A 23,642-nucleotide genomic window follows, 5' to 3' on the forward strand; every position below is an offset into this window, starting at 1 on the left:
CCTCAAACCGGCATCTGCATGATGTCCTGGTACGCCTGGACCAGTTTGTTGCGCACCTGGGTCAGGGCCTGGAACGACACGCTGGCCTTCTGCGAGGCGATCATCACGTCGGTGAGGTCGACGCCGCTCTTGCCGATCTCGAAGGCGTTGGCCAACTGGCTGGAAGCCTGCTGGGTATCGCTGACCTTGTTGATGGCCTGGCCGAGCATGTCGGCAAAGCTGCTCTGGCCCGGCGCGAGCTCAGGCGCAGCCGTGACCTTGGGCAGCGACATGGCATCGGCCTGCATCGCGCGCATGTCCAACATCAGACGATTGAATTCAACACCTTGGCTCATGACCTTCTCTCTCCGGCGGCCGCATTTTTTTGACACTGATGCAGCGGGTAGGACGGATAAAGCAACAAAGGTGCCAGCCTTCGTGCAGCACCCTCGACAAAGGCCGTCAGCCGTACAGGCTGGCCTCAACGTCCATCCCCGCATCACGCATCTGCGCCAGCTTGTAGCGCAGCGTGCGCGGACTGATGCCCAGTCGCTCGGCCGCCTCCTTGCGTCGCCCGCGCTCGGCGCGCAGGGTGTCGATGATCATCTGGAATTCATGACGGCGCATGTCGTCACCCAGGCCACTGGACTCGGAAGCCGATTCAGCGCATGATGGCTCAATGATGGCACTGCTCGCAGGTGACAACGGAATGGCGCCTGCCAGACAGAAATCCGCCGCCTCGACCACGCCCCCCTGCTGCAGGATCAGCGCCCGCTGCAGTGCGTTGTCCAGCTCGCGCACGTTGCCCGGCCAGGCGTGCGCCTGCAGGCACGCGCGCGCCTCTGCCGACAGGCGTACCGGCGCGTGCTTCATCTTGCCGACATGCTTGGCCAGCAGGCGCTCGGCCAGCGGCAGGATATCGCCGCTGCGCTCGCGCAGCGGGCGCCACGCCAGCGGGAACACCGAGAGGCGGTAGTACAGGTCCTCGCGGAAACGACCTGCAGCTACCTCGCCCGCCAGGTCACGGTTGGTGGTGGCCAGCACGCGGATATCCAGAGCGATCGGCTTGCGCCCACCGACCCGCTCCACTTCACGCTCCTGCAGCACTCGCAGCAGCTTGGCCTGCAGGCCGAGCGGCATTTCGGAAATCTCGTCGAGCAGCAAGGTGCCGCCTTCGGCCTGCTCGAACTTGCCCGCCTGGGCTGCGATGGCACCGGTAAAGGCACCCTTCTCGTGGCCGAACAGGGTGGCCTCGAGCATGTTGTCCGGGATCGCCGCACAGTTGATTGCGACGAAGGGCTGCGCTGCACGCCCCGATTGCTGGTGGATGTAGCGTGCCAGCACTTCCTTGCCGGTTCCCGACTCACCCGAGATCAGCACCGTGGAATCGCTGCGCGCCACACGGGCAGCCAGTTCGAGCAACTGCCTGCTGGCCGGCTCGCAGGCCACCGGCCCCTCTTCCTCGGCGTCCAGATGCCCTGTGGCGTGGCGCTCGACCAGGCTCAACAGGGCCTTGGGCTCGAATGGCTTGACCAGGTAGTCGGCAGCGCCCTGGCGCATCGCCTCGACGGCGCGCTCGACCGCAGCGTGGGCGGTCATCAGCAGCACGGGCAACTGCGGATGATGGCGACGCAACCGGGCCAGCAACTGATGGCCATCCATACCGGGCATGTTCACATCGCTGACCACCAGCCCGTAGGCATCCTCGGCCACGGCCTCCAGCGCTTCCTCGGCGCTGCCCACGGCGCGGTAGTCGAAGCCACCGATCTCCAGGGTATCGCCCAGCGCCTGGCGCAGGACACGGTCGTCCTCGACCAGCAGCACCTTGACCATCACACCACCTCCGCCGATTGCCCGCCGATCAGCGGCAGCACCACCTGCACGCATGTGCCGCGCCCGACCTTCGAGCGCAACGCCAGGCTGCCCTGGTGAGCCTTGACCACCGCCTTGACCACCGCCAGGCCCAGGCCGGTGCCGGTGGCCTTGGTGGTCAGGAACGGCTCGCCCAGGCGCGCCAGCAGCAGTGCGTCGATCCCGCTGCCGGCATCACTGACGCACAGGTGCAGGCTCTGCCCGCGGCGGAACAGGTGCACTTTCAGGCGCGCAGGTTCAGGGCTGGCCTGCAGCGCGTTCTCGATCAGGTTGAGCAAGGCTCCGACCAGGGTGTCGCGGTTGCACAGCAACTCGCCAAGATGGGTATCGCACTGCCAGCGCACCGAATGCCCCTGGACATGCGCCTGTGCTGCCTGCTGCAGGGCCTGGAACAGCGCCTTGGGGGTCACCCGGTCGCCCAGCGGCAGCTCGCCACGGGCGAACACCAGCATGTCGCGCACCTGATGCTCCAGCTCGTGCAGGCGCTCCTTGAGGCTGCCGGCAAAGCGCTGGCGCGTCTCAAGGGCCAGGGCGCCCTGGTCGTCGGCCAGATGGCTGGCGTAGAGCATGGCGGCCGACAGCGGGGTGCGAATCTGATGGGCCAGCGAGGCGACCATGCGCCCCAATGACGACAGACGTTCGTGGCGCGCCAGCTGCCCCTGCAGACGACGCGTTTCCGTGAGGTCGTTGAGCAGCACCAGCTGGCCAGGTTCGGCATCCAGCGAGCGCGTGGCAATGGACAGGCGCCGCCCGTCACGCAGCGAAACCTCGTGGCCGTCATCCTCGCGCGGAGCGAAGCTGCGGGCGATGACCTGGCGCCAGAGCTGGCCGACCAGGGGCTCGCCAAGCAGCTCGCAGGCCGCCGGATTGGCTTCGCGCACAAGCCCTTGTCCATCGATGACGATCACCCCGCCAGGCAGCAGGTCCAGCAGGTGCTGCAGGCGATTGGCCAGGCGCTCCTTCTCGCCCAGCTCGGCCATGCGCTGCGCGCTGACCACCTCCAGCTCGCCCTTGAGCTCGCTGACCCGCGCCTCGAGCAGGTTGTAGGACTCGCTCAGTTGCGAAGACACCTGGTTGAACAGCGCGAACGCCTGCTCGAGCCCTTGTCGACTTTCCTGTTCGACCGGGGTGCGCCCGTGCGGGTCTGGGGTTCGGGAGATGTGGGCGGCCTGGGGCATCGTGCTCTCTCGCGTGGCTGACCGTCATAAAAACGGTACTTTGCCTGCGGTGTAGCAATAGCCGTGCCGGGGATGGGGATTTGTACAAATCCACCTGGGCTTGCGCAAGCGGCCGTGTGTCACAATCGGGCCGCTGCGCGGCCCTTTCGCGACACACGCCGCTTCTACAAGGCGTGTGGCACGCCTCAGTCGTCCGTGGCGTCCTCGCCGCCCTGGCGACTCATGCCGTACTTGCGCATCTTCTCCACCAGCGTGGTTCGACGTATGCGCAAGCGCTCGGCGGCGCGCGCGACGATACCATTGGCGTCGTCCAGGGCCTGCTGGATCAGACCCTGCTCGAGGCTGCCAAGGTAGTCCTTGAGGTCCAGCCCTTCCGGCGGCAGCATGGCGTGGCTGGAGAAGTTTGGCGTGTGGCCGTTGATCGCCACGCGCTCTTCGAGGTCGCTGCGCAGGCTGTCGACCAGCTGCTCGTCTTCGTCGTCGACATAGCGGAACTTCTTCGGCAGCTCGGCGACACCGATCACGCCGTACGGGTGCATGATCGCCATGCGCTCGACCAGGTTGGCCAGCTCGCGGACGTTACCCGGCCAGCCATGGCGGCACAGCGACATTATCGAGGCCGAGTTGAAACGGATCGACCCGCGTTTCTCGTGCTCCATGCGCGAGATCAGCTCGTTCATCAGCAGCGGGATGTCCTCGACACGCTCGCGCAGCGGCGCCATCTCGATGGGGAAGACGTTCAGGCGATAGTACAGGTCTTCGCGGAAGGTCCCCTCCTCGATCATGCTCTCGAGGTTCTTGTGGGTCGCGGCGATGATGCGCACATCGATGCTCTGGGTCTTGTTGCTGCCGACCCGCTCGAAGGTGCGCTCCTGCAGGACACGCAGCAGCTTGACCTGCATCGGCAACGGCATGTCGCCGATCTCGTCGAGGAACAGCGTCCCGCCGTTGGCCAGCTCGAAACGCCCGGCGCGGCTGGTGATCGCCCCGGTGAAGGCGCCCTTCTCGTGACCGAACAGCTCGCTTTCGAGCAGCTCGGCCGGGATCGCGCCGCAATTGACCGGCACGAACGGCGCTTCGCGGCGCTTGGAATGGTAGTGCAGGTTGCGCGCCACCACTTCCTTGCCCGTGCCGGACTCGCCGAGGATCAGCACGCTCGCGTCGGTGTCGGCGACCTGCTGCATCATCTGGCGCACATGCTGGATGGCACGGCTGGTGCCGACCAGGCTGCGGAACAGGTTGGGTTCGCGCTGGCGACCACGCTCACGGGCCTGGTCGTACATCTCGCGGTAGACCTGGGCGCGGTGCAGCGAGTCGAGCAACTGACTGTAGCTGGGCGGCATTTCCAGGTTGGACAACACGCGCCGGCGCAGATCTTCGGGGAACTCGGCGGAAGAAATTTCGCCCAGAAGCAGGACCGGAAGGAACTCATCCCACCCAGCCACTGTCCTAAGCAAGCTCAGTACGCTGGACGGAGCGTTCACAGCCCCGATCAGCACGCAGAGCACTTCCCTGCTCGAAGACAACGCCTCGACCGACTGCTGCCAGTCGGCACTGGAGCAGGAGAGGTTCTCTTCGCCGAGAAAATTCAGGACCACCGCCAGATCGCGGCGGCGTTCGCTGTCGTCATCGATCAGGAGGATCTTGGTTTCACGCCACATTCAATACTAACTTCCCTAGTCATATCGGCGCCCGCAGGCGTGCTCGACATCATTCCGACTGAAATGGTCAGTGCTCGGACGTCTGAAATTTCGAAAACAGCCACTAGTTAAGTCAAAAAACAGCACACAGTCAAATTTATGGCGCAGCTTCTTGGATTGCCCAGCGATCAGCTGAACAGATGGTATACCTTTGTTGCGTTTTTCGCCTGACGGATCTGCGACATCTCGTCGACTATTTGTTGACGCTCCCCACTTGCAACTTCAATCAATTGTCGATAGACCGCCAACAATTCATCCAGGCTGCTCCTGACCTGCGCATCGTTTTCCTGTGCCTCGGCGAGGATCTCCTCGACGCACACGCGACATGCCAGGTCGAGCTTGCCCACGGCATCCCAGTCGCGTTCGGCGAACGCTGCCAGCAGGTCGTCGCGGGTCTGTTCGATACGTGCAATCACTTCGCTCATGTGCACCTCCTGGATTTACTCTGCCGGCACCTGTTCGCCGATCGCGTCCCAGCCTTCCTTGACCGTGATCAGCAGGCGCGCCACTTCGTCGATGATTTCCGGATCGCTGTGGACATTGGCCTCGATCAGGCGGCGGCTCATGTACTGGTACAGGTTGTCCAGGTCGGTCAGGCTGTCGGCATGGTTTTCCAGGTCCAGCCCTTCGCGCAGGCCACCGATGATGTCGATGGCCTTGCCGATCAGAATGCCCTTCTGCGCCACGTCCTTGCGCGCGATGGCGCCCTTGGCCTGGGCCATCCGGTCGAGGCCGCCCTGCATCAGCATCTGCACCAGACGGTGCGGACTGGCTTCGGAAGTCTGCGCAGCACCATTGACTTTCTGGTACTGCCGAAGGGCCAACATCGGGTTCATGGAACTACCTCATTGCAGCGAAAAGGTTGCGTATACCTGCTGTATCGCCGGTTCGTCAAAAAACTTTAGCCATGAAACACAAAGCCCGGGGCACCTGCAAGGTGCCACCGGGCTTTTCACCTTCAGCGAACGATCAGCCCTTTCTGGCCTGGGCGTTCATCGCATCGAAGATGGAAACGATCTGCTCGCCCTGCTTCTTCATCAGGCCAAGGGCGGTGTCGAGCGCAGCGTACTTCTTGGTCAGCGAAGTGGTCAGCAGCTCGGTACGACGGTCCAGCGCCGCCTGCTGGTCCTGCAGGTTCTTGGTCACCTTGTCCAGGGCCGACTTGCGCGAATCCAGCGAGCCGCCGGTCTTGACGTAAGGGTCGAGGGCCTTGGTCATCCGGTCGAAAATGCCACCTTCGCCGCTGAACAGCCCCTGGATCTGCGAGCCCAGCTTCTTGTCGTTCAGCGCAGCGGTGAACTTGGTGCTGTTGAACTCCAGGGTGCCGTCTTTCTGGGTGTTGATCCCCAGCTGGCTGAGGGTGTTGAGCTGGGTGCCGGAGCCGGCCTCCGCAATCACCTTGCTGATGTCGCCCAGCAGCGAACGCGTGGTCGGGTCGTTGGTCAGCGGGCCGAGGCTGGTGACGTTGCCGGAGGAATCCTTGGTCGGCGCAGTCAGTGCCGTGACGGCCTTGCGCAGGGTGTTGTAGGCATCGACGAACGACTGCACCGACTTCTTCAGGCCGTCGTTGTCGAGCGCCACAGTGACCTTGGTCCCGGTGGTGGCGGAGGCAGGGGTGACACCGGTGAGCTCGAAGCTCAGGCCACTGACTGCGTTGTCGACGACGTTCTTGGAGCTGGTCAGCTTCAGGCCGTCGACGGTGAACTCGGCATCCTGGGCCAGGGCGTCGATAAAGCCCGCACCAGCGCCATTCATCTGCTTGGTGCCATCTACGGTGAGCTCAGGGATACCGCCAACGGAAATATCGCTGCCCTTGCCCGTGGTGGTGGAGCCGAACACCAGGCGCGAACCGCCCGCCTCGTTGACCACGTTGGCGGTGATGCCTTCCTTGCTCAGCTCCTTGTTGATCTGGTCGCGCACACTTTGCAGCGTGGAACCGGCAGCAACGTTGACCTTGTAGGTCTTGCCGTTCTGGCTGATGGTCAGCTCGCCCTCGCTGATCGGCGATGTGGCGCCGCCGTCGAAGCGCTGGCTGGCGACCTTCGAGCCGGTGGCCAGTTGGCTCACCTTGATATCGTAGGTGCCGGCAACGGCGGTATTGGTGGTCTTGATCTTGACCACGCTTTCGTTGCCGGAGGTACCGGCAAAGGCGTTGAAGGAAGGCGCATCCTTGTCGTTGAGCTTCTTCATGGCGTCCTGGAACGCCGTCAGGGCGCTGCGCAGGGAGCCAATGCCCGAGAGGATCGCCGTGTTGTTGCTCGACTGCCGGGCAATCTGGTTGGACTTGGCCGAAGTATCGGACTTCACCAACGCATCGACGATCTTGCTGATCTCGAGGCCGTAGCCCACGCCTGTGGTAGGAGTAATTGCTGCCATGTCCTGCCCCTCTCTTCAACGCGCCCGCCTCGCTCCTGCAAGGCCGGCATGATTCGTGACGTGCAATGCTCGCCGCCGGTCAGACCTTGGCGTTGAACAGTACACTTTTGACATCGCGCAGGCTTTCGGCGATCCGCAGGGCCTCTTCGGAGGGAATCTGCCGGATCAGCTCGCCGGTTTCGCTGGCGATGACCTTGACCACAATCTTGCCGGATTCTTCATCCGTGGAAAACTCAAGATTACGGCGGGTTTCTTTCAGAAACTGCTCGATCTGCGAGACGGCGTTCTTGACGTTGTCGGTGTCATGCACCTTGACCGCGTCCTTCTTGCCACCCTCAGCGGATGCTTCCGACGGCCGCGAGACCGGCTTGTCGGTAACCTGCTCGGCCGAGCGTGCGGCCGGATAAGACAGGTTCAGCTTGACGCTCATGTCCATGTCCACCACCTCGTAATGAAAAGGCGGGGGAGCGCCGCGTGTGCACTCCCCCGCCGACAGCTATCAGGCAGATTAGCCCAGCAGCTTCAGTACTGCCGACGGCAGCTGGTTGGCCTGGGCCAGAACCGAGGTCGAAGCTTGCTGCAGGGTCTGCTGCTTGGTCAGCTGGGCAGTTTCGGCAGCGAAGTCGGTGTCCTGTACACGGCCACGAGCGGCTTCGGCGTTCTCGTTGATGTTCTGCAGGTTGTTGATGGTGCTGGTCAGACGGTTCTGGGCGGCACCCAGGTCAGCACGGTTGGTGTTGATTGCCTGCAGGGCAGCATCGATGGCGCTGATGGCGGCGGTGAAGGTCTGCTCGGCGGCGGTGCTGTTGGCACCGGTGATGCTCTTGTTGGCCAGGGCAGTCAGGGCGGCGCCAGTACCGGTGGTTTTCATCGCGGCGCTGAGGGTAACGGTGATCTGGTTGGCGGTGCCGGTGTTGGAGCCGACCTGGAAGGTCATGACGCCAGCGGTACCGTCCAGCAGGTTCTTGCCGTTGAGCTGGGTGGAGTCGGCGATACGGTCGATTTCCGACAGCATCGACTGGAACTCTTTGTCCAGAGCGTCACGGTCTTGCTGGCTGTTGGAGTCGTTTCGCGACTGGACGGCCAGTTCACGCATACGCTGCAGGATGTTGGTCTGCTCTTGCATCGCGCCTTCAGCGGTCTGGGCGATGGAGATACCGTCGTTGGCGTTCTTGATTGCCATGGTCTGACCGCGGATCTGCGAGGTCATGCGGGTAGCGATCTGCAGGCCGGCAGCGTCGTCTTTGGCGCTGTTGATTTTCAGGCCGGACGACAGACGGGTCATCGAGGTGCTCAGAGCGTCGGAAGCACGGCTCAGGTTTTTCTGAACGCCCAGAGAGGTGGTGTTGGTGTTAACGGTCAAAGCCATGACGAATTCCTCGTTGGATTGGGTACTGCGGCTTCCGGCCCTGGCGTTTGCCGGGTGTGTGGCCTAGAGAACCTTCGTAATGGTTATCGTCGTCCGTGCGCTTTGCTTTAGGGGGTTTTGCGATTTTTTTTAGTGGCACGCTGCCACTCCAATGAAATCAAGGGTTTGACGCCAGAATTCCAACGAAAAAGCGCCGGACGGTTTCCCGCCCAGCGCTTTTTTCACACTCCACGCAGCCGTCAGTCGCTGCGTTCGATGATCGCCGAACCCCACGACAGCCCGACGCCGAAGCCACTGAGGGCCACGCGCTTGTGGGTCGAGCCCAGCACATGCTTCTCCAGCAGCAGGGGAATGCTCGAAGACACGGTGTTGCCGGTCTCGACCATGTCCTTGACGAACTTGCCTTTGTGCTCGCCCTCGGCGAAGCGGGCCGACACCGCGTCGACGATAGCCGCGCTGCCTTGATGCAGGCAGTACAGGTCGATGTCGTCAGCCTTGAGCTGGCTGGCTTCGAGCAACTGGTTCAGGTGCGCAGGCACCTTGACCAAGGCGAAGTTGTAGACCTGGCGGCCGTTCATGAAGAACTTGCCATCGGTGGTGCGCAGGTGCTCGGCACCGGCACCGTCGCTGCCGAACAGCGACTTGCCCAGTTGCCAGGCAGCACCCTCGCCCATCCAGGTCGCGGTGGCAGCATCGCCGAACAGCATGGTGGTGTTACGGTCTTCAGGGTCGACGATCTTGGAGTACGGATCGGCGGTGATCAGCAGGCCGTTCTTCAGGCCAGCCGCTTCCATGAAGCCTTTCATGGCGTACAGGCCGTAGACATAGCCCGAGCAGCCCAGCGAAACATCGAACGCCGCGACATGGGTCGCAAGCCCCAGCTTGTGCTGGACGATCGCCGCCGTGTGCGGCAGGCCTTCGGCATCGCCGTTCTGGGTGACGACGATCACCGCATCGATGCTGGCAGGATCGAGCGAAGGGTTGGCAGCGAACAGGTTGCGTGCAGCTGCGACACACAGGTCGGAGGTTTCCTGCCCGTCTTCCTTGCGCGGCAAGAAGGTGGAGCCGATCTTGCCGAAGATGAATTCCTGGTCCTTGCCGAATTTTGCGCCCTGGGCGTAGTTGTCTACCCCTTGAGTCGGCAGGTAACTGGCGATGCTTTTAATGCCAATCATGTGGCTTCCCGTTCAGTAACAGTGAAGCAGCCCACGGCGTACGCAACGACGAAACGCCAGGAACACGGGACGCCCCTGTTCCTGACTGCGTTTGCGGATGCGCTACGGCGGCTCCTGGTTTCGACAATATACAGTGAAGATGCGCGCAGTGACTCTCAAGTCACGCGTTTTTTGTCGAATGGACACGATAGCGTCACATCATCGGCGTGGGCAAACCCTCAATCGGCCAACCAGGCCTGGCGCCAACTCTCCAGTCGCGCACCTTCCAGCAGCCAATGGGCGCGCACGGCCTCCTGCAACGCATCGCCGAGGGCTGCCGAGGCGTCACGGTCCGACAGGTGCAGGCCGATCGCCTGCAGCCACGCCTCGGGCCGGTTGTCCGCCCGCGACAGCGGCAAGACATCGGCTGCGGTGAAGCCCGGCACCCGGCTGCAGATCAGCGCATGACCACAGGCGGCATGCTGCAGTACGCGCAGGTCGCCGGAGCAGGCGTTTTCCAGCGAGTCGGCCATGGGCACCAGGGCCAGGTCCAGGTTCAGCGCCGCCAGCGCCTCACCCAGGTGCTGGGGCTCGACCGCCGGATACGACTCGCTGACGAACGGTTTCAGCGAATCGATACACTCACCCAGCACCACCCACTCGACCTCACCGACCAAGGCTGGCACCACCTGCTCGAGCAGAGCGTCGTCCTTGCCGGCGATCCAGCCCAGACGCGGCAGCGCCCCCACTCCTCGCTTGCCCTGCAGGCGGCCCCAGCCGACCGGCAAGGCGTTGTCCACCACGCGGATATCCTGATGCAGCCCGCGCAGCCATTCGGCCAGTGCAGGCGTCGGCACCAGCACCCGGTCGGCCTGCATCAGCACGGCCTGCAGGCGTTGCAACAGGTCGTCGGCGGATTCGAACGGCATCGGTTCGGGATAAGCGCCGATTTCCACGACCTTGAGGGCCTGGGAGAACGCGCTCAGCCGCCGCATGGCCAGCAAGCCTTCATCATCCAGCGGCCGCTGCAGGATCACGCTGCTCGGGGCGAAACGCTCCAGCTCAACCGGCGACAGCCTTCCCACGATTGCGGCGCCGTCGAGCATCGCGTTTTCGCACAGCGCCGCGAGCGGAAGGACCAGCCGCGACAGTGCATCGCCATCTTGCTCGGCAAGACACGCCAATACGCGCGGCACCTTGCCGAGCAGGGGGCGCCAGCTCAGGTCGTTGCTTTCCAGGACGAACCCCTGGCCCGCACGCAGCGAAAAATTGCCGTTGTACGCCGGGTCGTGCGCCAGACGCGACAACCAACGGGCATAGAGCGCGTCATGCTGCTCCTCGCTGGCCTGCGTCTGGCGTGGCGCATCCATCAGCAACCGTGCATGGGGCGTCCAGACATTCAGGTAACCGGCCTGGTGCAGCTTCAGGCACAGGTCGACATCGGTCCAGGGCGCCAGCAGCTCGCCGGCATCGAAACCGCCCGCCTCGTGGAACAGTTCGCGCCGCAGCATCAGGCACTCGCCGCCTACGGCAGCGAAGTTCTGTTCCAGCGCCAGGCGCGCCATGTAGCCTGCAGACTGCGCAGGCAGGCCGGCGAAGGCCGCGCCCACCGCGCCGTCCATGCCCAGCAGGAGACCCGCCTGACACACCGTGCCGTCGGCGGCCAGCAGCTTGCCGCCGACGGCACCGACTTCAGGGCGCTGGGCATGATTGAGCAAGGCCGGCAACCAGTGACCATCGAGCACGGCCGCGCGCCCGTCGAGCCACACCAGGTAATCACCCCGCGCCTCCTGCGCGGCCGCATTGCACAGCGCCGCCCAAGACTGTCCAGGCATGTAGCGCAGCACCTGGAAGCGTCCCTGGCCGATCTGCACCACCATGTCCAGCCACTCGAGCAGCGCCGGATCGTCGCTGCCCGCCTCGATCAGCAACACCTCGAACGATTCATGGGCGGTGTGCGTCAGCAGGGTTTCCAGGCAGCGCTGGAAGTCGACCAGTTGCCCGCGCAGCGGCACCAGGATGCTGACCGACGCAACCTGCGCATGGGCATAGTCGATCCGGTAGCCGCCCGGCACATCGTCCAGGGCCAGGACCTGCGCCTGCTGGTAACCGCGCTGGCGCAGGTGATGGGAGATGACCGCCTGCTCGTCGGCGCAGGCCGCCAGCGCCGCACCCTTGCCGATCAGCAGGGGCTCGGCGACATGCATGACCGCGCCAAGCCCCAGTTCCAGCAACAGCCCCAGCTGCAGCGCCAGCTCGAAAGCGCGCCCGCCAGTGCGGTCAAAGCCCGCCGCCAGCGCTTCGCGTCGGTAGACCCAGTGCCGCGACAGGCTGCCCGGCAGTGCCAGCAACAGGTCCAGGTTCAGGTCCGGGCGCAATGCCAGCTCGATATCCCCGTCCTCGCGGCGCAGCCCTTCGTCGGCGTACACCGCCCGGCAATCGTCGGGCGCATCCAGCAAGCGCACCGCCAGCGCCAGCAAGCCGCTGGCGATGAAGGTCTCGCCAGCCTCGACCAGCAAGTACCAGTCACTGTCACCCTGGCTCAGCAGCGCATTGATCGCCGCCACCGGCTCATCCGGGTCGCACGCCTGCCATCGCACGCCGACGCGCTGCGGGTCGCTCTCGCCGAGCACCTGCACCTGCACTTGTCGGTACAGGCCACGGTCGAGGCTTTCCAGGGTCTGCACCAGGGCCTGGCGGTCGCCATGATCGCGAACCAGTACTGCAAGCTTTGGCGCATCGGGGCCGGACAACGCCTGCTGCAATCGCAGCAGTTGGGCGGGCAACGGGTAACGCTGGCGCAGCCAGTCGAGCATGCCATGGCGGTTGCCCGCAGCTTCGCGGGCCGCTGCGTCCTGGGTCTTGGCGATGAAGGTGTCGAGTTGCTGCCAGAACGATGCGGTGCGTTGCACATAACGCTGCAGGCCATCGCCGACGGTGGCGCGGGCCTGTTCGAGGGCCTGCGGCTGGTCGGCCATGGCAAAACCGACACAACCGAAGAAGCTGTTGTCGAGCACCTGCTGATCGACACCATGGCCCGGCATGAACAGCACCGGGCAACCACAGAGCACCGCGATCACGCAGGTCATCGACCACTCGTAGGTGTACAGCACCTCGGCATGACGCAGCACCTGGGCCAGTTCAGGCAGGCTCAGGGCATTGGCCACGCTCAGCAGGCGGATGCCCTCTGGCAACTGGCCGTAGTCGATGCGCTCCAGCGGGTGGCGGTTCTGGTAGAGGTAGGCGCCCTGGCGCTGGCCATCGGCCGCGCCTGCGGCGAACAGCTCGATGTCGATGGTCGGCAGGCACAGCAGGTCGACGTTGACATCGCCACGGGCCTCGGCAAGGCGCTCGGCGTAATAGAAGATCAGGTCGGTTGCCGCTGCATTCATGCTCTTGCCGCTGATGAAGCTCTCGAAGTTGAGCATGTAGCGCGCCACCACCGGGCACTCCAGCGGGTTGCCGCTGACCACTTCGGGGTAGACCGCGATCGGCACCTTGCCTTCGGCCAGGTGACGGCGCGCGACGACCGGGTCGAACAGGGGTGTCTTGAGTTCAGGATTGACCACCTCGGTGCCACAGATATAGGCCTCGCGCCCGTTGAGGTTGAGCATGTGGCAGAGGTAGTGCATCGAGACGATACCGGAGGACGTATCCCGGTAGGCCGGTGCCAGCAGGTAGTAGGGATGCCCGGGCTTGGTGAACATCAGGCGCAGGCGCGTCAGCGCCTGTTCGAGCGAAAGAGCATCCAGCTGCGCAGCGGTCGACATGGGGGGGACGAACTCCAGGATCAGGGCAGGCCGCCGGCCATCGAGCCCGGCAGCCTGTCAATAATTTGCCAGCGGGCATGAAAAAGCCGGGCTTGACCCGGCTTTTTTGCAATTAGCGCGCCAGTCACCCCAGCTGCGCAAGCCATTGCGGTGCGCGCGAAGCGCCTTGACCGTCAAGCCTTGCACGCCCCTGGAATGCATCGGGCCATTGCTCGGCCAGCGCCTGCACAGCCTCCCCGGCTGGCACCAGCAGCTCGTTACCCAGCAGGCGTGCACGCGGCGTCCACACCACCATCAAGCCATTGCTGCGCACGGCCAGGCACAGGGCCAGGTCCGCCGCGCCCGCGGCCGACAGGCCGCCACACTGCTCCAGAACCTCACGCCCGATCATCAGGCAGTCGCCGGACACCGCCGGGCAATCACGGACCGACAGCGGCCAGCGCGCGGTGGCAAGGCGGGCCGCCGAGAGGCCGGCCCAGGGCGCGTTGACCTGGCCACCTTCGAGCAACTCGTAACCCGCGTGCAACAGCACCTCGCCACGCCCCAACAGGCTTGCACCGACAATGCCCACCTCGGGGCGCTGGGCCTCGTTGAGCAGCGATTCGATCCAGGCCGGGGTGATGACGTGGCAGCGCTCGGACATCAGCACCAGGTAATCGCCCCGCGCCTGCCCGGCCGCCAGCGCCAGCAATTGCTCACGCGCAGCGTTGGCTTCACCGGCGATCAGCCGCACGCGGCTGCCGAAGGCCTGGGCGATAGCGCCCTGCCCTTGGCTGTCATGCCCAGGCAGGGCCACCACCACCTCGAAGCGCGGATAGCGGGTGCGCTGGAAGATCCCGGTCAGGCACGCCTGCAACTGCGCGGTATCGCCCTCGCCCGCCAGCAGGATGCTGACCAGCGGCGTGGCGGTATGACGGAAGTCGACGGTCAGGCCCGCAGCGCCCTGGTCGCTGATCTGGGCACGATAGCCCAGTTCGGTCAGGTGCCGATTGAGGATCCTGGCCGCTTCGTCGCTCAGCGCCTGCACCGGCTGCTGGCCGATGACCAGATAGTCGTCCATGTGCGCCAGGCAGCCGACACCCTGCTGCTGGACCAGACGCAGCAACAGGTCGTATTCCAGCGCATGGCGGTAGGACTCGCTGTAGCCCCCCAGGTCGAGCACGGCCTGGCGGCGTACCAGCCAGTGCCGCGACATCAACCCCGGCTGGCTGCGCAGAAGGTCCAGGTCGCTGCCCGGGCGGGCCACATCGAGCAGGCGGCCCTCGTCGTCACGCTGCACTTCGTCCGCCGCAATCGCCTGGCAACCCGGCGCCTGGGCCAGTTCGACGGCCAGGCGCAGCAGGCCACCGGCAAGCAGCACATCACCGGCATCGAGCAGCAGCAACCACTCGCTGGGCAATTGTTTCACCACCTGGTTCAGGTGGGTCGCCCAGTTGCCTTCATTGACCTGGATGAAGTGCAGGGTATCGCGCGCGGTGGTGATGGCCGGCGGCTTGCCACCCTTGAGCACCACCAGCTTGAAGTTGCGCAGGCCGCTGGCCAGCAGGCTGTCGAACGTCGCTTGCAGGGCCTGGTCGTCATTGCCCAGGTCCAGCACCACGAAGGCAATCTGTGCAGCCGGATGACGCGCCAGGTAGGTCTGCGCGCGGGTCCGATCGGCCTGGCCCGGAGTTGCCGCGGCAATGGCTGCCAGCACCTTGCCGGAGGGGGTGGTGTCCAGCAGCGCCTGCGCATCCGGCGCCGGCACCTGGCTCAAGCGCGCGAGCCAATCCTGCATCTCGCGCACATGATGGGTATCCTTGGCGCCGGTCAGCAGTGGCACCAGACGCTTGCAGACATCCTGGTTGAACAGGCCCAGGCCCAGGGCATGCAGGTAGCGCTGCTGCAGGCTGTCGTTGGTATCGTTCGGGTGCACCTGCAGCAGGTCGTGCTGGCGCACCCAGGTGCCTTCGAGCGCACGCAGGTGACGCTCGCCGGTCGGCCAGGCATGGCACAGGAACTCGATCTCGGTCAGACGGCGCAACAGCGCGCCGTTGTAGTACGGCAGCTCGACATACTGGCGCGGCTCGAAGGTCTGCTCGGGGTCGTCGATCACGCTGGCCCAGTCGGAGCGGAACAGCAGCGGCGTCTCGCCCTGGTCGTAACTGCCGCGCACGAAGCGGTTGAGCACCGCGAACCCGTCTTCGCCGGCACACACGCCAAAGGCTTCGTCCCACTGGCGCAGACTGCGCACGGTGTGGGTCAGGCGCTCTTCCCGGGCGGCGGCGGTCAGGTCGTCGGGCAGCAGTTCGCAGACTACGTCGGTTTGCTCGAGGCTGGCGATCTCGCCTTGCAGCAGGATCGCGTAGCTCAGCGCCACGCGCCAGCCGGCGGTGTCCAGGTCGTGCGGCAGGCTTGTCAGCGCACGCTGCAGGGTGGCCAGGCGCAGCACCGCTCGCCAGGCCTGCTGCCCGCTGTCGCCATAGCGACGCAGCCGCGCCAGGGCGTCCTCTTCGCCCTCGACCGCAACGTAATCGCCAAGCTTGTGGTAGCTCAGCTCGCCGTTGCCCGGCGCGTAGGCCAGCGCATGGCCCTGCACGCCCGCTGACCGGGGCTGTGCGGCGAGGTGCGCACTGGCCTTGCCCAGGGCATCGGCGAGCACGAAGTCGGCATCCAGCGCCAGGCAGACGAAGGGTGTTTGTACCTGCCCGAGCAATTCACCCAGTTGCCCACCGACGTCCAGCGCCAGGCATGCAACCCCCTGGCTTGCGTAGTAGTGACGCGCGCGAGCGCGGTGATCCGCCTGGTCATGCCCGAGCAGGACAACGGTCACCTGGTTGTGCGAGCCGGTTGCAGTTTCGATCATAAGGCACCTGTTCAAGAGTTCGATTCTGCGCAGGACCAAGGCCCGGCGCCTGGATTTCAGTCAGCCAGCCAGGCGTTGGCCCAGTGCTGCAGATGATGTTCGGTCAGGACGTAGTCGCTCAGTACCGCCTCGCGCAGTGCATCGCCCTGGCGATAGCTGGCCGCCGGGTCGTCCAGGTGCATGCGGATCGCGTCCAGCCACTGCGCCGTGGTGTTGTCGGCGACCCGCGTGCACGGCAGGTAGCCGGCATAGGCCTTGGTGTCGGTGCAGATGACCGGGAAGCCACAGGCGCCGTATTCGAGCAGGCGCAAGTTGCTCTTGCAGTCGTTGAACAGGTTCTGCTCCAGCGGCGCCAGGGCCAGGTCGAGGTTGAGGCTGGCCAGCTTGCGTGGGTAGTCGCCGAACGAAATGGCCGGGTGGAACTCCTTCACATAGGGCAGCAGCATCGGCGGGCACATGCCGAAGAACACCCAGTCGACCTCGTCGGCCAGGGTGCGCACGACGTCCAGCAACAGCTCCAGATCACCGCGGTGGCTGGTGCCGCCGGCCCAGCCCACACGGGGTCGCGCGCTCATCTGACGTTGACTGCGAAGCCCGGTCCACAGTGGCGCAGCGAGCATGTTGGGGACCACGCGGATGTCGTGGTGCATGCTCGACAAGGCATCGGCCAGCGGCTCGGTGGACACCACTACCCGATCACACAGGCCGATGGCCTCGCTGACCAGTTCGCGCATGTTGCGCGGCAGGTTGCGGGCGTGATCGTTCTTCTTCGGCGGGTCGATGATGTAGTCGTCCAGCTCGTAGATGCGGCGGGTACTGGAGAAGCGCTTGAAGCGGGCAATGTCGCGCAGGCTCGCCGGCGTGTAGCGGCACTGCAGGATCACCACGTCGGGCTTTTCCCGCTCCAGGTCGATCAGGCTTGGGGCGCTGTAGTCGATGCGTCCCTGGATCCAGCCGGCCTTTTCCAGCTCGGCGAACGGCTGGGATACACGGTAGTGACCAATGGCCGAGGTGCTGCTGGGCAGGCCCATCACCGACGGCATGGCGCGCGCGATGAACGGATCCCAGCCGCCGCGCAGGCCGGGTTCGAAGTTGAAGTTGGGCAGTTTCAGGCTGAGGTTGCGGTTGTACGCCGGATCGAAGGCGACCCAGGCCAGCCAGCGCTCGTAGAGGCGCTCCTGATCGGCCAGCAGGCTTTGCGGCGCAGGCTGATCCAGAATGGGCACCGGCACTTGGGCGACCCGCGAGAACGGCGTCCACACCGACAGGTAACCGGCTTCGCGCGCGCGCAGGCACAGGTCGGCATCGAACAGCGACACCTCGAACGCTGCGCTGTCCAGGCCGCCCAGTTCGGCGAACAGTGCGCCGCGCACCAGCAGGCAGTCCAGGCTCAGGGCGCTCCAGTTCTGTACCAGGCTCAGGCGGTTCATGTAGCCGTCGGCATTCACTGCGCAGCTCAGGAACGGTGTACCGGCGGTGCCGTTCATCCCCATCACCAACCCGGCCGAGAGCACCGCGCCGTTGTTGTCGAACAGCTTCGGGCCGACCATGCCGACTTCCGGGCGCTGCGCAAGGTGCATCAGTTCCTGCAGCCATTGACCGTCGAACAGCACGCAGGCCGCATCGAGCAGCAGCAGGTACTCGCCACGGGCCTGGCGGCTGGCTTCGTTGAGGCTCTGCGCGCGGCCACTGGCCTGTACCTGGCAGACCCGCAACTGGTCACTGCCCAGGCCCTGCAGGCCACTCAGCCAGTCGCGCACTTCGGCTGAGGTTTCGCCACTGGCCACCAGCAGCACCTCGAAATCAGCGTAGGCGGTATGGGCAAACAGCGAGTCGACGCAACGCATCAGCGGCGCCAGCTCGCCAGCGGCGTGAAGGAGGATCGAGACACTGGCGGCTTGCGGATGCAGGTAGGTGACCCGCGTCATCAGGCTGCCTTCGATGGCCGTGACCTGGGCCTGCACGCCCAGGCGCTCGAAGTGCGCTTGCAGCACACGAGGAGCCTGCACCTGTGCCCGCGCATCGTTGAGCCAGTCGGCGTAGCTGTGGTGACACTGCACCAGTACTTCGGCAATGTGCTCGACCACCTGCAGGCCATGGGTCTCGACCATGCGCCAGAGCAGATCGTGGGGCGCCAGGCCGGCAAAGCCCGGATCGAAGCCGCCGAGCTCGCGCAGCGTGTCGATATCGAACGCCAGCACCCGGCCGACATAAGGCAGGCTGCGCATCAGGTCGAGGTTGAAATCGGGCTTGAAGATCGGACAGGACGCCGCCAGGTTGTCGTTGGCGCCCTCATCCAGGTACAGGCAGCGACTGTCGCCGCGCAAGGCCATGCGCTCGGCCATGATCACCAGCGTGTGCGGGTGCATGCGGTCGCCGGCGCGCAACAGCAGCAGCCAGTCGAGGTCGTGCGCGGTGGTCAGCCATTGGCCCAGCTCGGCAAAACCATCGCCGTCACTGTGCAGGTGGCGGGCATCGCCCTGCAGATGGCCTGCCAGCGCCGAAGGCCCCAGCACCAAGGTGCTGCGAGCGGGATAGGACTGCTCCTGCAGGCTCTGCAACGTCGTGCGCAGGGCCTTTTCATCGCCCGCATCGGCAAACACCGCCACCGCGATACGCGGCTGGCGTGGCCACTGCTCGATGCGCTTGGGCAGCAGGCTGACCTGCCCCGCCGACAACTGGCGAGACTCCAGCCACTCGGCATACAGTTCGTCGAAGCTGATGCTGTCGGTGCCGATCTGCTGGCCGAGGTTGGCCATCTGCCCGGAGAAGAAGCGGCGCAGGTCCATTTCCTCCCAGACCTGATCGGCCGCCCCGGTGAACTCGGCCAACGGCACGGTACGCACCCAGCCATCGGCCGGCGCCGGCTCGCCGGTGGACTCGGCAAGCATCTGCAGCAGCCATTCGGATTCGGTCCTGGCGGCTTCGACCATGGTCCCCTGATGGCTCAGGCGCCCCGCATGCACCCGCTCCAGGCTCAGCACCTGGTCCAGGCTGCACAGGTGACCACGGCGCAGCAGGCAGGCATAAAGTGCCAGGTCCAGGCGGGCGGCAAAGCCCTGCCCGTTGCCGACCAGCGCCGGCAGGTAGGCCTGCACCTCGTCACGGCGCAGCAGCGCATGGCTGATCCCGCCGAACAGATTGGGCACGCCATCGGCGACGCTTTCAAGCAGGTCGGTGCCCTTGATCACGGCACTGTTCAGGGAAATGACGAAGTTCAGCCAGCGCGCCGGCAGCAGCACATCGTCGGCCGCGCACAGCAGGCGCTGGCAGATGACCATGCTGACCTGCGCATGCTCGGCCAGCACCCTGGCCTGCTGGCTGATACAGGTGCCGAACAGCACATCGTCGTCACAGAGAAACTTGATCAGCTCGCCCGACGACTGCTCCAGGCAGCGTTGCAGGTTGCGGGCAAAGCCCAGGCGCTCGGGGTTGCGTACGTGGCGCAAAGGTACCGCACAACCGGCCCGCAGCTCTGTGCAGATCGTCTCGATCTCGTCGCCGCGGCTGTCATCGCAGACGACGATCTCCAGGTTCGGGTAGTCCTGGCCGATGGCGCTGGCCAGCGTGGCACGGAAAAACTCGGGGTTGAACGCGGGGATGGCGATGGTGACGAGGGGATGTGCGTTCACAGGTACTCACTCAAGCGATTGAACCGCAGGACCTGGCTGCCACCCGGCCCGGCGCTGGCGCGTCCTGGACGGACGCGCGATTCCCGGCGGGTGGCGAGGCAGGCTCGACGGACGATCACCCCGCGATCACCCGCGCCAGGGTTCAGATGTAGTTGACCAGCGACAGACCGGCGATCTTGGCATAGGACTGCAGCGAGGCCTGGAGCATGTTGGTCTGCATCTGCAGGCGCAGCATCACCGTGGCCGGATCGCTCTCGCGGATCGAGCTCTGGGTCTTGGAGTTTTCAGCGCCCAGGGCCTCGTTGGTTTCGGCCTGCACATCGAGTGCCGCACCGCGTCCACCGATGGCGCTGATCGACGAGCTCACCTGGTTGGTGGCGCTGGCGATGTTGCCGATGGCCGAGTCCAGCGACGCGAGGAAGTCCTGGCGCGCCTTGGGGTCGCTGTTCATCGGCACGCTCAGCGCGGTGCGCAGCTGGCCGATGGTGTTGAGCATGTTCTGGTTCTGGTGGGTATCGACCTTGATCGCGAACGAGTCGCCGGCATTGGGTGCACCGGACAACTGGAAACTCACGCCCGACGCCGTGGCGGTATTGCCTGCCAGGGTGCCGGTGGAAATCGGCCGGCTGTTGTCGGTGACTGGCGCCGCGTACAGCTCGAAGTCGGTGGCACTGGTGAACTTGAGCACTGCGCCGCCGCCGGGGAACGAGGCGTTGTACTGCGCCTGGTTGCTGATGGTGGCGTTGCTGACCTGGGTACCGGAGGTGTTGCCGGGGCTGCGCGAGCCGGCGATGGCATCGGGCTTGGAGCCCAGGCTGAAGGTGTGGCCGGCAATCGCGGTATCCGGGTTGTCGCCCGGCTGCAGGGTGATCTTCAGGCGCAGGTCGACCCCACGGAACGAGATCGAACCGTTCTCGGCATTCGGATTGTAGGTGCCGCCCTGGGAGGCCTCGAGGGTGACGTCGTTGTTGCCCGAATCGAGGATGCGGTACTGGGTGCTGCTGAGGAACTCGACGCGGTACGGCTCGCCACTGCGGAAGCGATCGTTGAAGGTCGCACTGCCGGACACCTGGCCATTGGACAGGCTGACCCGGCCGTCATCCACCGCCGGGGCGGTCAGCGTGGTCTTGCTGCGGCTGGTGTTGAGCGCCTGCTCGAAGGCGTCGAACCCGTTCTCGTTGGCCGCCAGGCTGAGCATGTCGCCGACCTGCAGTTTCAACTGGCCCTGGTCACCCTGGTAGCTGTAGGTGCCGTCGGCGTTGCGCACATAGGGCGGCGTGTCGCCCTTGGAGCCGGAGAACAGGTACTTGCCGTTTTCGTCCTTGCTGTTCATCAGCGAGAACAGCTGCTCTTCCAGCGAGCCCAGTTCGTCGGCGTTGGCCTTGCGGTCGGCATCGGTGAAGCCGGCGTTGCCGGAGCTGATCGCCAGTTCGTTGACCCGCTGCAGCACCTTGCCGATGGCATCGAGGGTGCTTTCGGAGGTGCTCAGCGAGTTGCGCACGTTGGTGATGTTGCTCTTGTACTGGTCGAGCATGTTCTGCTGCTGCTCGAGCTGCAGCAGGCGCGAGGCGCCCACCGGATCGTCGGCTGCAGTACGCACGCGGATGCCATCGCTGGATTCCTGCTGGGTTTTCACCACGTTGGCGAAGCCGCGCTGATAGTTGGCGCTGCTGGTGTTGTAGAACTGCGAAGTGGAAATGCGCACGGTCTACGGCTCCTTAAAGGCTGTTGATCAAGGTGGCGAAGGTTTCCTGGGCCGCCTTGATGATCTGCGACGACGCGGTGTAGTACTGCTGGAACTTGATGAGGTTGCCGGTCTCTTCGTCGATCGACACACCAGAGACGGCGTTGCGCCCATCGAGCGCCGACTTCTGCAGCGCATTGGTGGCGTCGGCGTCCATGCTCGCCTGGCCCGCCTTGCCGCCGACGTTGGACACCAGCTTGGCGTAGGCATCGGTCATGCTGATGCCCTTGCCGTCGGCGCCGACTTCCACGGTGGACTTGGTCTGCAGGTCGATCACCGACTTGGCGTTGCGGTTGTCGGAGGAACCTGCGCCGGTCAGCGAGACGGTGAAGCTGTCGCCGTTCTTCGGCGCACCGGCCACTTCCATCTCGAAGGTGAACGAACGCTGGGTAGCGCCGTCCATGATTGGGTTGCCGGAGCCATCGACCATCGGCACCGAGAGCTGCAGCTTGTTGCTCTGGCCAGGCACGATGGTGCCGGTACCGATGGAGTTGCCCTTGGCGTCGTACAGGGTGTAGCCCTGGGGCGATGCAGTGTCGTCACCGAACACCAGCTTGACCGGGGTCGAGTATTTCAGGCCGGTCTGCAGTTGAGCGCGGTCGGCAGCATTGTAGATGTCCAGCTTGGAGGTCAGGTTCGGCTGGGTGATCTGCCCGGTGCCCTTGTTGCCCGATCCACTGACCGCACCCAACGGCGCAGACAGCGCCAGGCGCTTGGGATCGGTCAGCACCGACTCGATGCCGGCTGCAGCGTTGCGGGTCGGGGTGACCTTGAAGCTGTCACCGGCGGCCACGGCACCACCGTTGAGCGAGAGGCTGAAGCCGTCGATCACTTTCGGGGGGTTGTCGTTGAGATCGAAGTTGCCCATGTCGGTGCCTTCGGGCAGCTTGCGCACGTTGTAGCCGGTGGCGCTGGTGAAGGTTACCTGGTAGTCGCTGGTGCCGAGCTTGCCGGTATCCTTGATGGTCACATCGAGGTTGCCGGAGCCTGCACTGTTGCCCTGGCGCGCGATGCTGCGCTCGCTGATGGCCTTGGCGCTGTTGATATCGCCGAACAGCAGCGCACCGAATTCACCGTTCTTGTCGACGCCCTGGGCCAGTTGGCTGTTGATCGCATCGGACACCACCAGCGCCACGCGCCCCAGCTCGTTGAGCGCAGGGTCCAGGGTTTCCTTGCGGTAGCGCAGCAGGCCACCGAGCTCGCCACCGGTGGTGGTGTCGGTGATGTCCATCTTGGTGCTGCCGCGGTTGATCAGCAGGCTCATGCGCGTCGGATCGTTGCGGCTCGGCGCCACTTCCAGCGCCTGGGTGGTCTTGCCCAGCACCAGTGCCTGGCCGTTGGGCAGGTAGATGTCGTAGTTGCCTTCGCGCTCCACCACCTGACTGCCGATCAGCTTGTTCAGGTCGCGCACGGCGCCGTCACGCTTGTCGAGCAGGTCGTTCGGCTGGCCCTGGATCGCCGAGACGCGGGCGATCTGGTCGTTGTATTGGGCGATGGTCGAGGTGAGCTTGTTCACCTGGTCGGCAATCGACGCCATGTTGGCGTTGAGGTTGCTGTTCTGCTGGTTGAGCTGCGTCGACAGGCTGTTGAAGCGCTTGGCCAGCGACTGGGCGCTGGTCAGCAGCAACTGGCGAGAGGCATCTTCGTTGGGTTTGGCCGCGGCATCCTGCATGGCGGTGAAGAAACCCTTGAGGGCCGCCGTGATGCCAGTGTCAGCGCTCGACAGGGCGGTATCGAGCGGGTTGATCTGGTTCAGGTACGAGTTGGCATCGCTGGACAGCGAGGTGGTGGTGCGCAGCTGGTTCTCGAGGAACGAGTTGTACACCCGGCGTACGTCGGCCAGCGTGGTGCCGCTGCCGATGAAGACGTTGCCGTTCTGCTGCGAGCCCTTGGTCTTCTGCACGTTCTGCTGGCGCGAGTAACTTTCCACATCGGCGTTGGAAATGTTGTTGCCCAGGGTGTACATCCCCGACTGCGCGGCGCCCAGCCCCGACATGCCAATATTGATCAAGCTCGCCATGAT

General features: G+C 64.9%; 15 protein-coding genes. All 15 read right to left on the bottom strand.

Annotated features, from left to right (window positions below; genetic code table 11):
* Positions 1-2: 2 nt before the first annotated feature.
* The 15 genes from fliE to flgK all read right to left on the bottom strand — a co-directional run bounded on the left by fliE (position 3) and on the right by flgK (position 23,639).
* Positions 3-335 carry a flagellar hook-basal body complex protein FliE gene (fliE, locus tag AC1TXO_RS18815; protein WP_375101102.1) on the bottom strand — a complete coding sequence of 111 codons (333 nt, stop codon included), beginning with the start codon at positions 333-335 and terminating at the stop codon, positions 3-5.
* 106 nt (positions 336-441) lie between these two features.
* Positions 442-1,815, bottom strand: a complete 1,374-nt coding sequence (locus tag AC1TXO_RS18820) for a sigma-54-dependent transcriptional regulator (RefSeq protein ID WP_486406864.1) — start codon at positions 1,813-1,815, stop codon at positions 442-444.
* Positions 1,812-3,029, bottom strand: a complete 1,218-nt coding sequence (locus AC1TXO_RS18825; RefSeq protein WP_486403134.1) for a sensor histidine kinase — start codon at positions 3,027-3,029, stop codon at positions 1,812-1,814. Before AC1TXO_RS18825 ends, AC1TXO_RS18820 begins: the two co-directional genes overlap by 4 nt.
* 185 nt (positions 3,030-3,214) lie before the next feature.
* Positions 3,215-4,690 carry a transcriptional regulator FleQ gene (gene fleQ, locus AC1TXO_RS18830; RefSeq protein ID WP_486403135.1) on the bottom strand — a complete coding sequence of 492 codons (1,476 nt, stop codon included), beginning with the start codon at positions 4,688-4,690 and terminating at the stop codon, positions 3,215-3,217.
* Between the two features lie 167 nt (positions 4,691-4,857).
* Entirely contained in the window at positions 4,858-5,154 is a 297-nt protein-coding gene (gene fliT / locus AC1TXO_RS18835; protein WP_486403136.1) for a flagellar protein FliT, read from the bottom strand.
* 15 nt (positions 5,155-5,169) lie between these two features.
* On the bottom strand, positions 5,170-5,565 hold the full coding sequence (gene fliS / locus AC1TXO_RS18840; protein ID WP_186709793.1) for a flagellar export chaperone FliS: 396 nt from the start codon (positions 5,563-5,565) through the stop codon (positions 5,170-5,172).
* A 133-nt stretch (positions 5,566-5,698) separates the two neighbouring features.
* Complete coding sequence (gene fliD / locus AC1TXO_RS18845) at positions 5,699-7,105, bottom strand: flagellar filament capping protein FliD (protein ID WP_486403137.1); 1,407 nt, start codon at positions 7,103-7,105, stop codon at positions 5,699-5,701.
* A gap of 79 nt (positions 7,106-7,184) precedes the next feature.
* Positions 7,185-7,541, bottom strand: coding sequence for a flagellar protein FlaG (locus AC1TXO_RS18850; RefSeq protein ID WP_486403138.1), 357 nt, complete (start codon positions 7,539-7,541; stop codon positions 7,185-7,187).
* Between the two features lie 72 nt (positions 7,542-7,613).
* Positions 7,614-8,474 carry a flagellin domain-containing protein gene (locus AC1TXO_RS18855; RefSeq protein ID WP_486403139.1) on the bottom strand — a complete coding sequence of 287 codons (861 nt, stop codon included), beginning with the start codon at positions 8,472-8,474 and terminating at the stop codon, positions 7,614-7,616.
* A gap of 239 nt (positions 8,475-8,713) precedes the next feature.
* Positions 8,714-9,649 carry a ketoacyl-ACP synthase III gene (locus AC1TXO_RS18860; RefSeq protein WP_486403140.1) on the bottom strand — a complete coding sequence of 312 codons (936 nt, stop codon included), beginning with the start codon at positions 9,647-9,649 and terminating at the stop codon, positions 8,714-8,716.
* 218 nt (positions 9,650-9,867) lie between these two features.
* Positions 9,868-13,398 (bottom strand): glycosyltransferase, encoded by a 3,531-nt coding sequence (locus AC1TXO_RS18865; protein WP_486403141.1) that lies wholly within the window; start codon positions 13,396-13,398, stop codon positions 9,868-9,870.
* A 124-nt stretch (positions 13,399-13,522) separates the two neighbouring features.
* Entirely contained in the window at positions 13,523-16,243 is a 2,721-nt protein-coding gene (locus AC1TXO_RS18870) for a glycosyltransferase (RefSeq protein WP_486403142.1), read from the bottom strand.
* A gap of 56 nt (positions 16,244-16,299) precedes the next feature.
* The gene (locus tag AC1TXO_RS18875) at positions 16,300-19,875 is read right to left on the bottom strand and encodes a glycosyltransferase (protein ID WP_486403143.1); all 3,576 of its coding nucleotides are present in this window, start codon (positions 19,873-19,875) and stop codon (positions 16,300-16,302) included.
* A 142-nt stretch (positions 19,876-20,017) separates the two neighbouring features.
* On the bottom strand, positions 20,018-21,580 hold the full coding sequence (locus AC1TXO_RS18880) for a flagellar hook-associated protein 3 (protein ID WP_486403144.1): 1,563 nt from the start codon (positions 21,578-21,580) through the stop codon (positions 20,018-20,020).
* Between the two features lie 13 nt (positions 21,581-21,593).
* Entirely contained in the window at positions 21,594-23,639 is a 2,046-nt protein-coding gene (gene flgK / locus AC1TXO_RS18885; RefSeq protein WP_486403145.1) for a flagellar hook-associated protein FlgK, read from the bottom strand.
* Positions 23,640-23,642 lie beyond the last annotated feature (3 nt).

Source organism: Pseudomonas sp. FA117 (genome assembly GCF_057370475.1).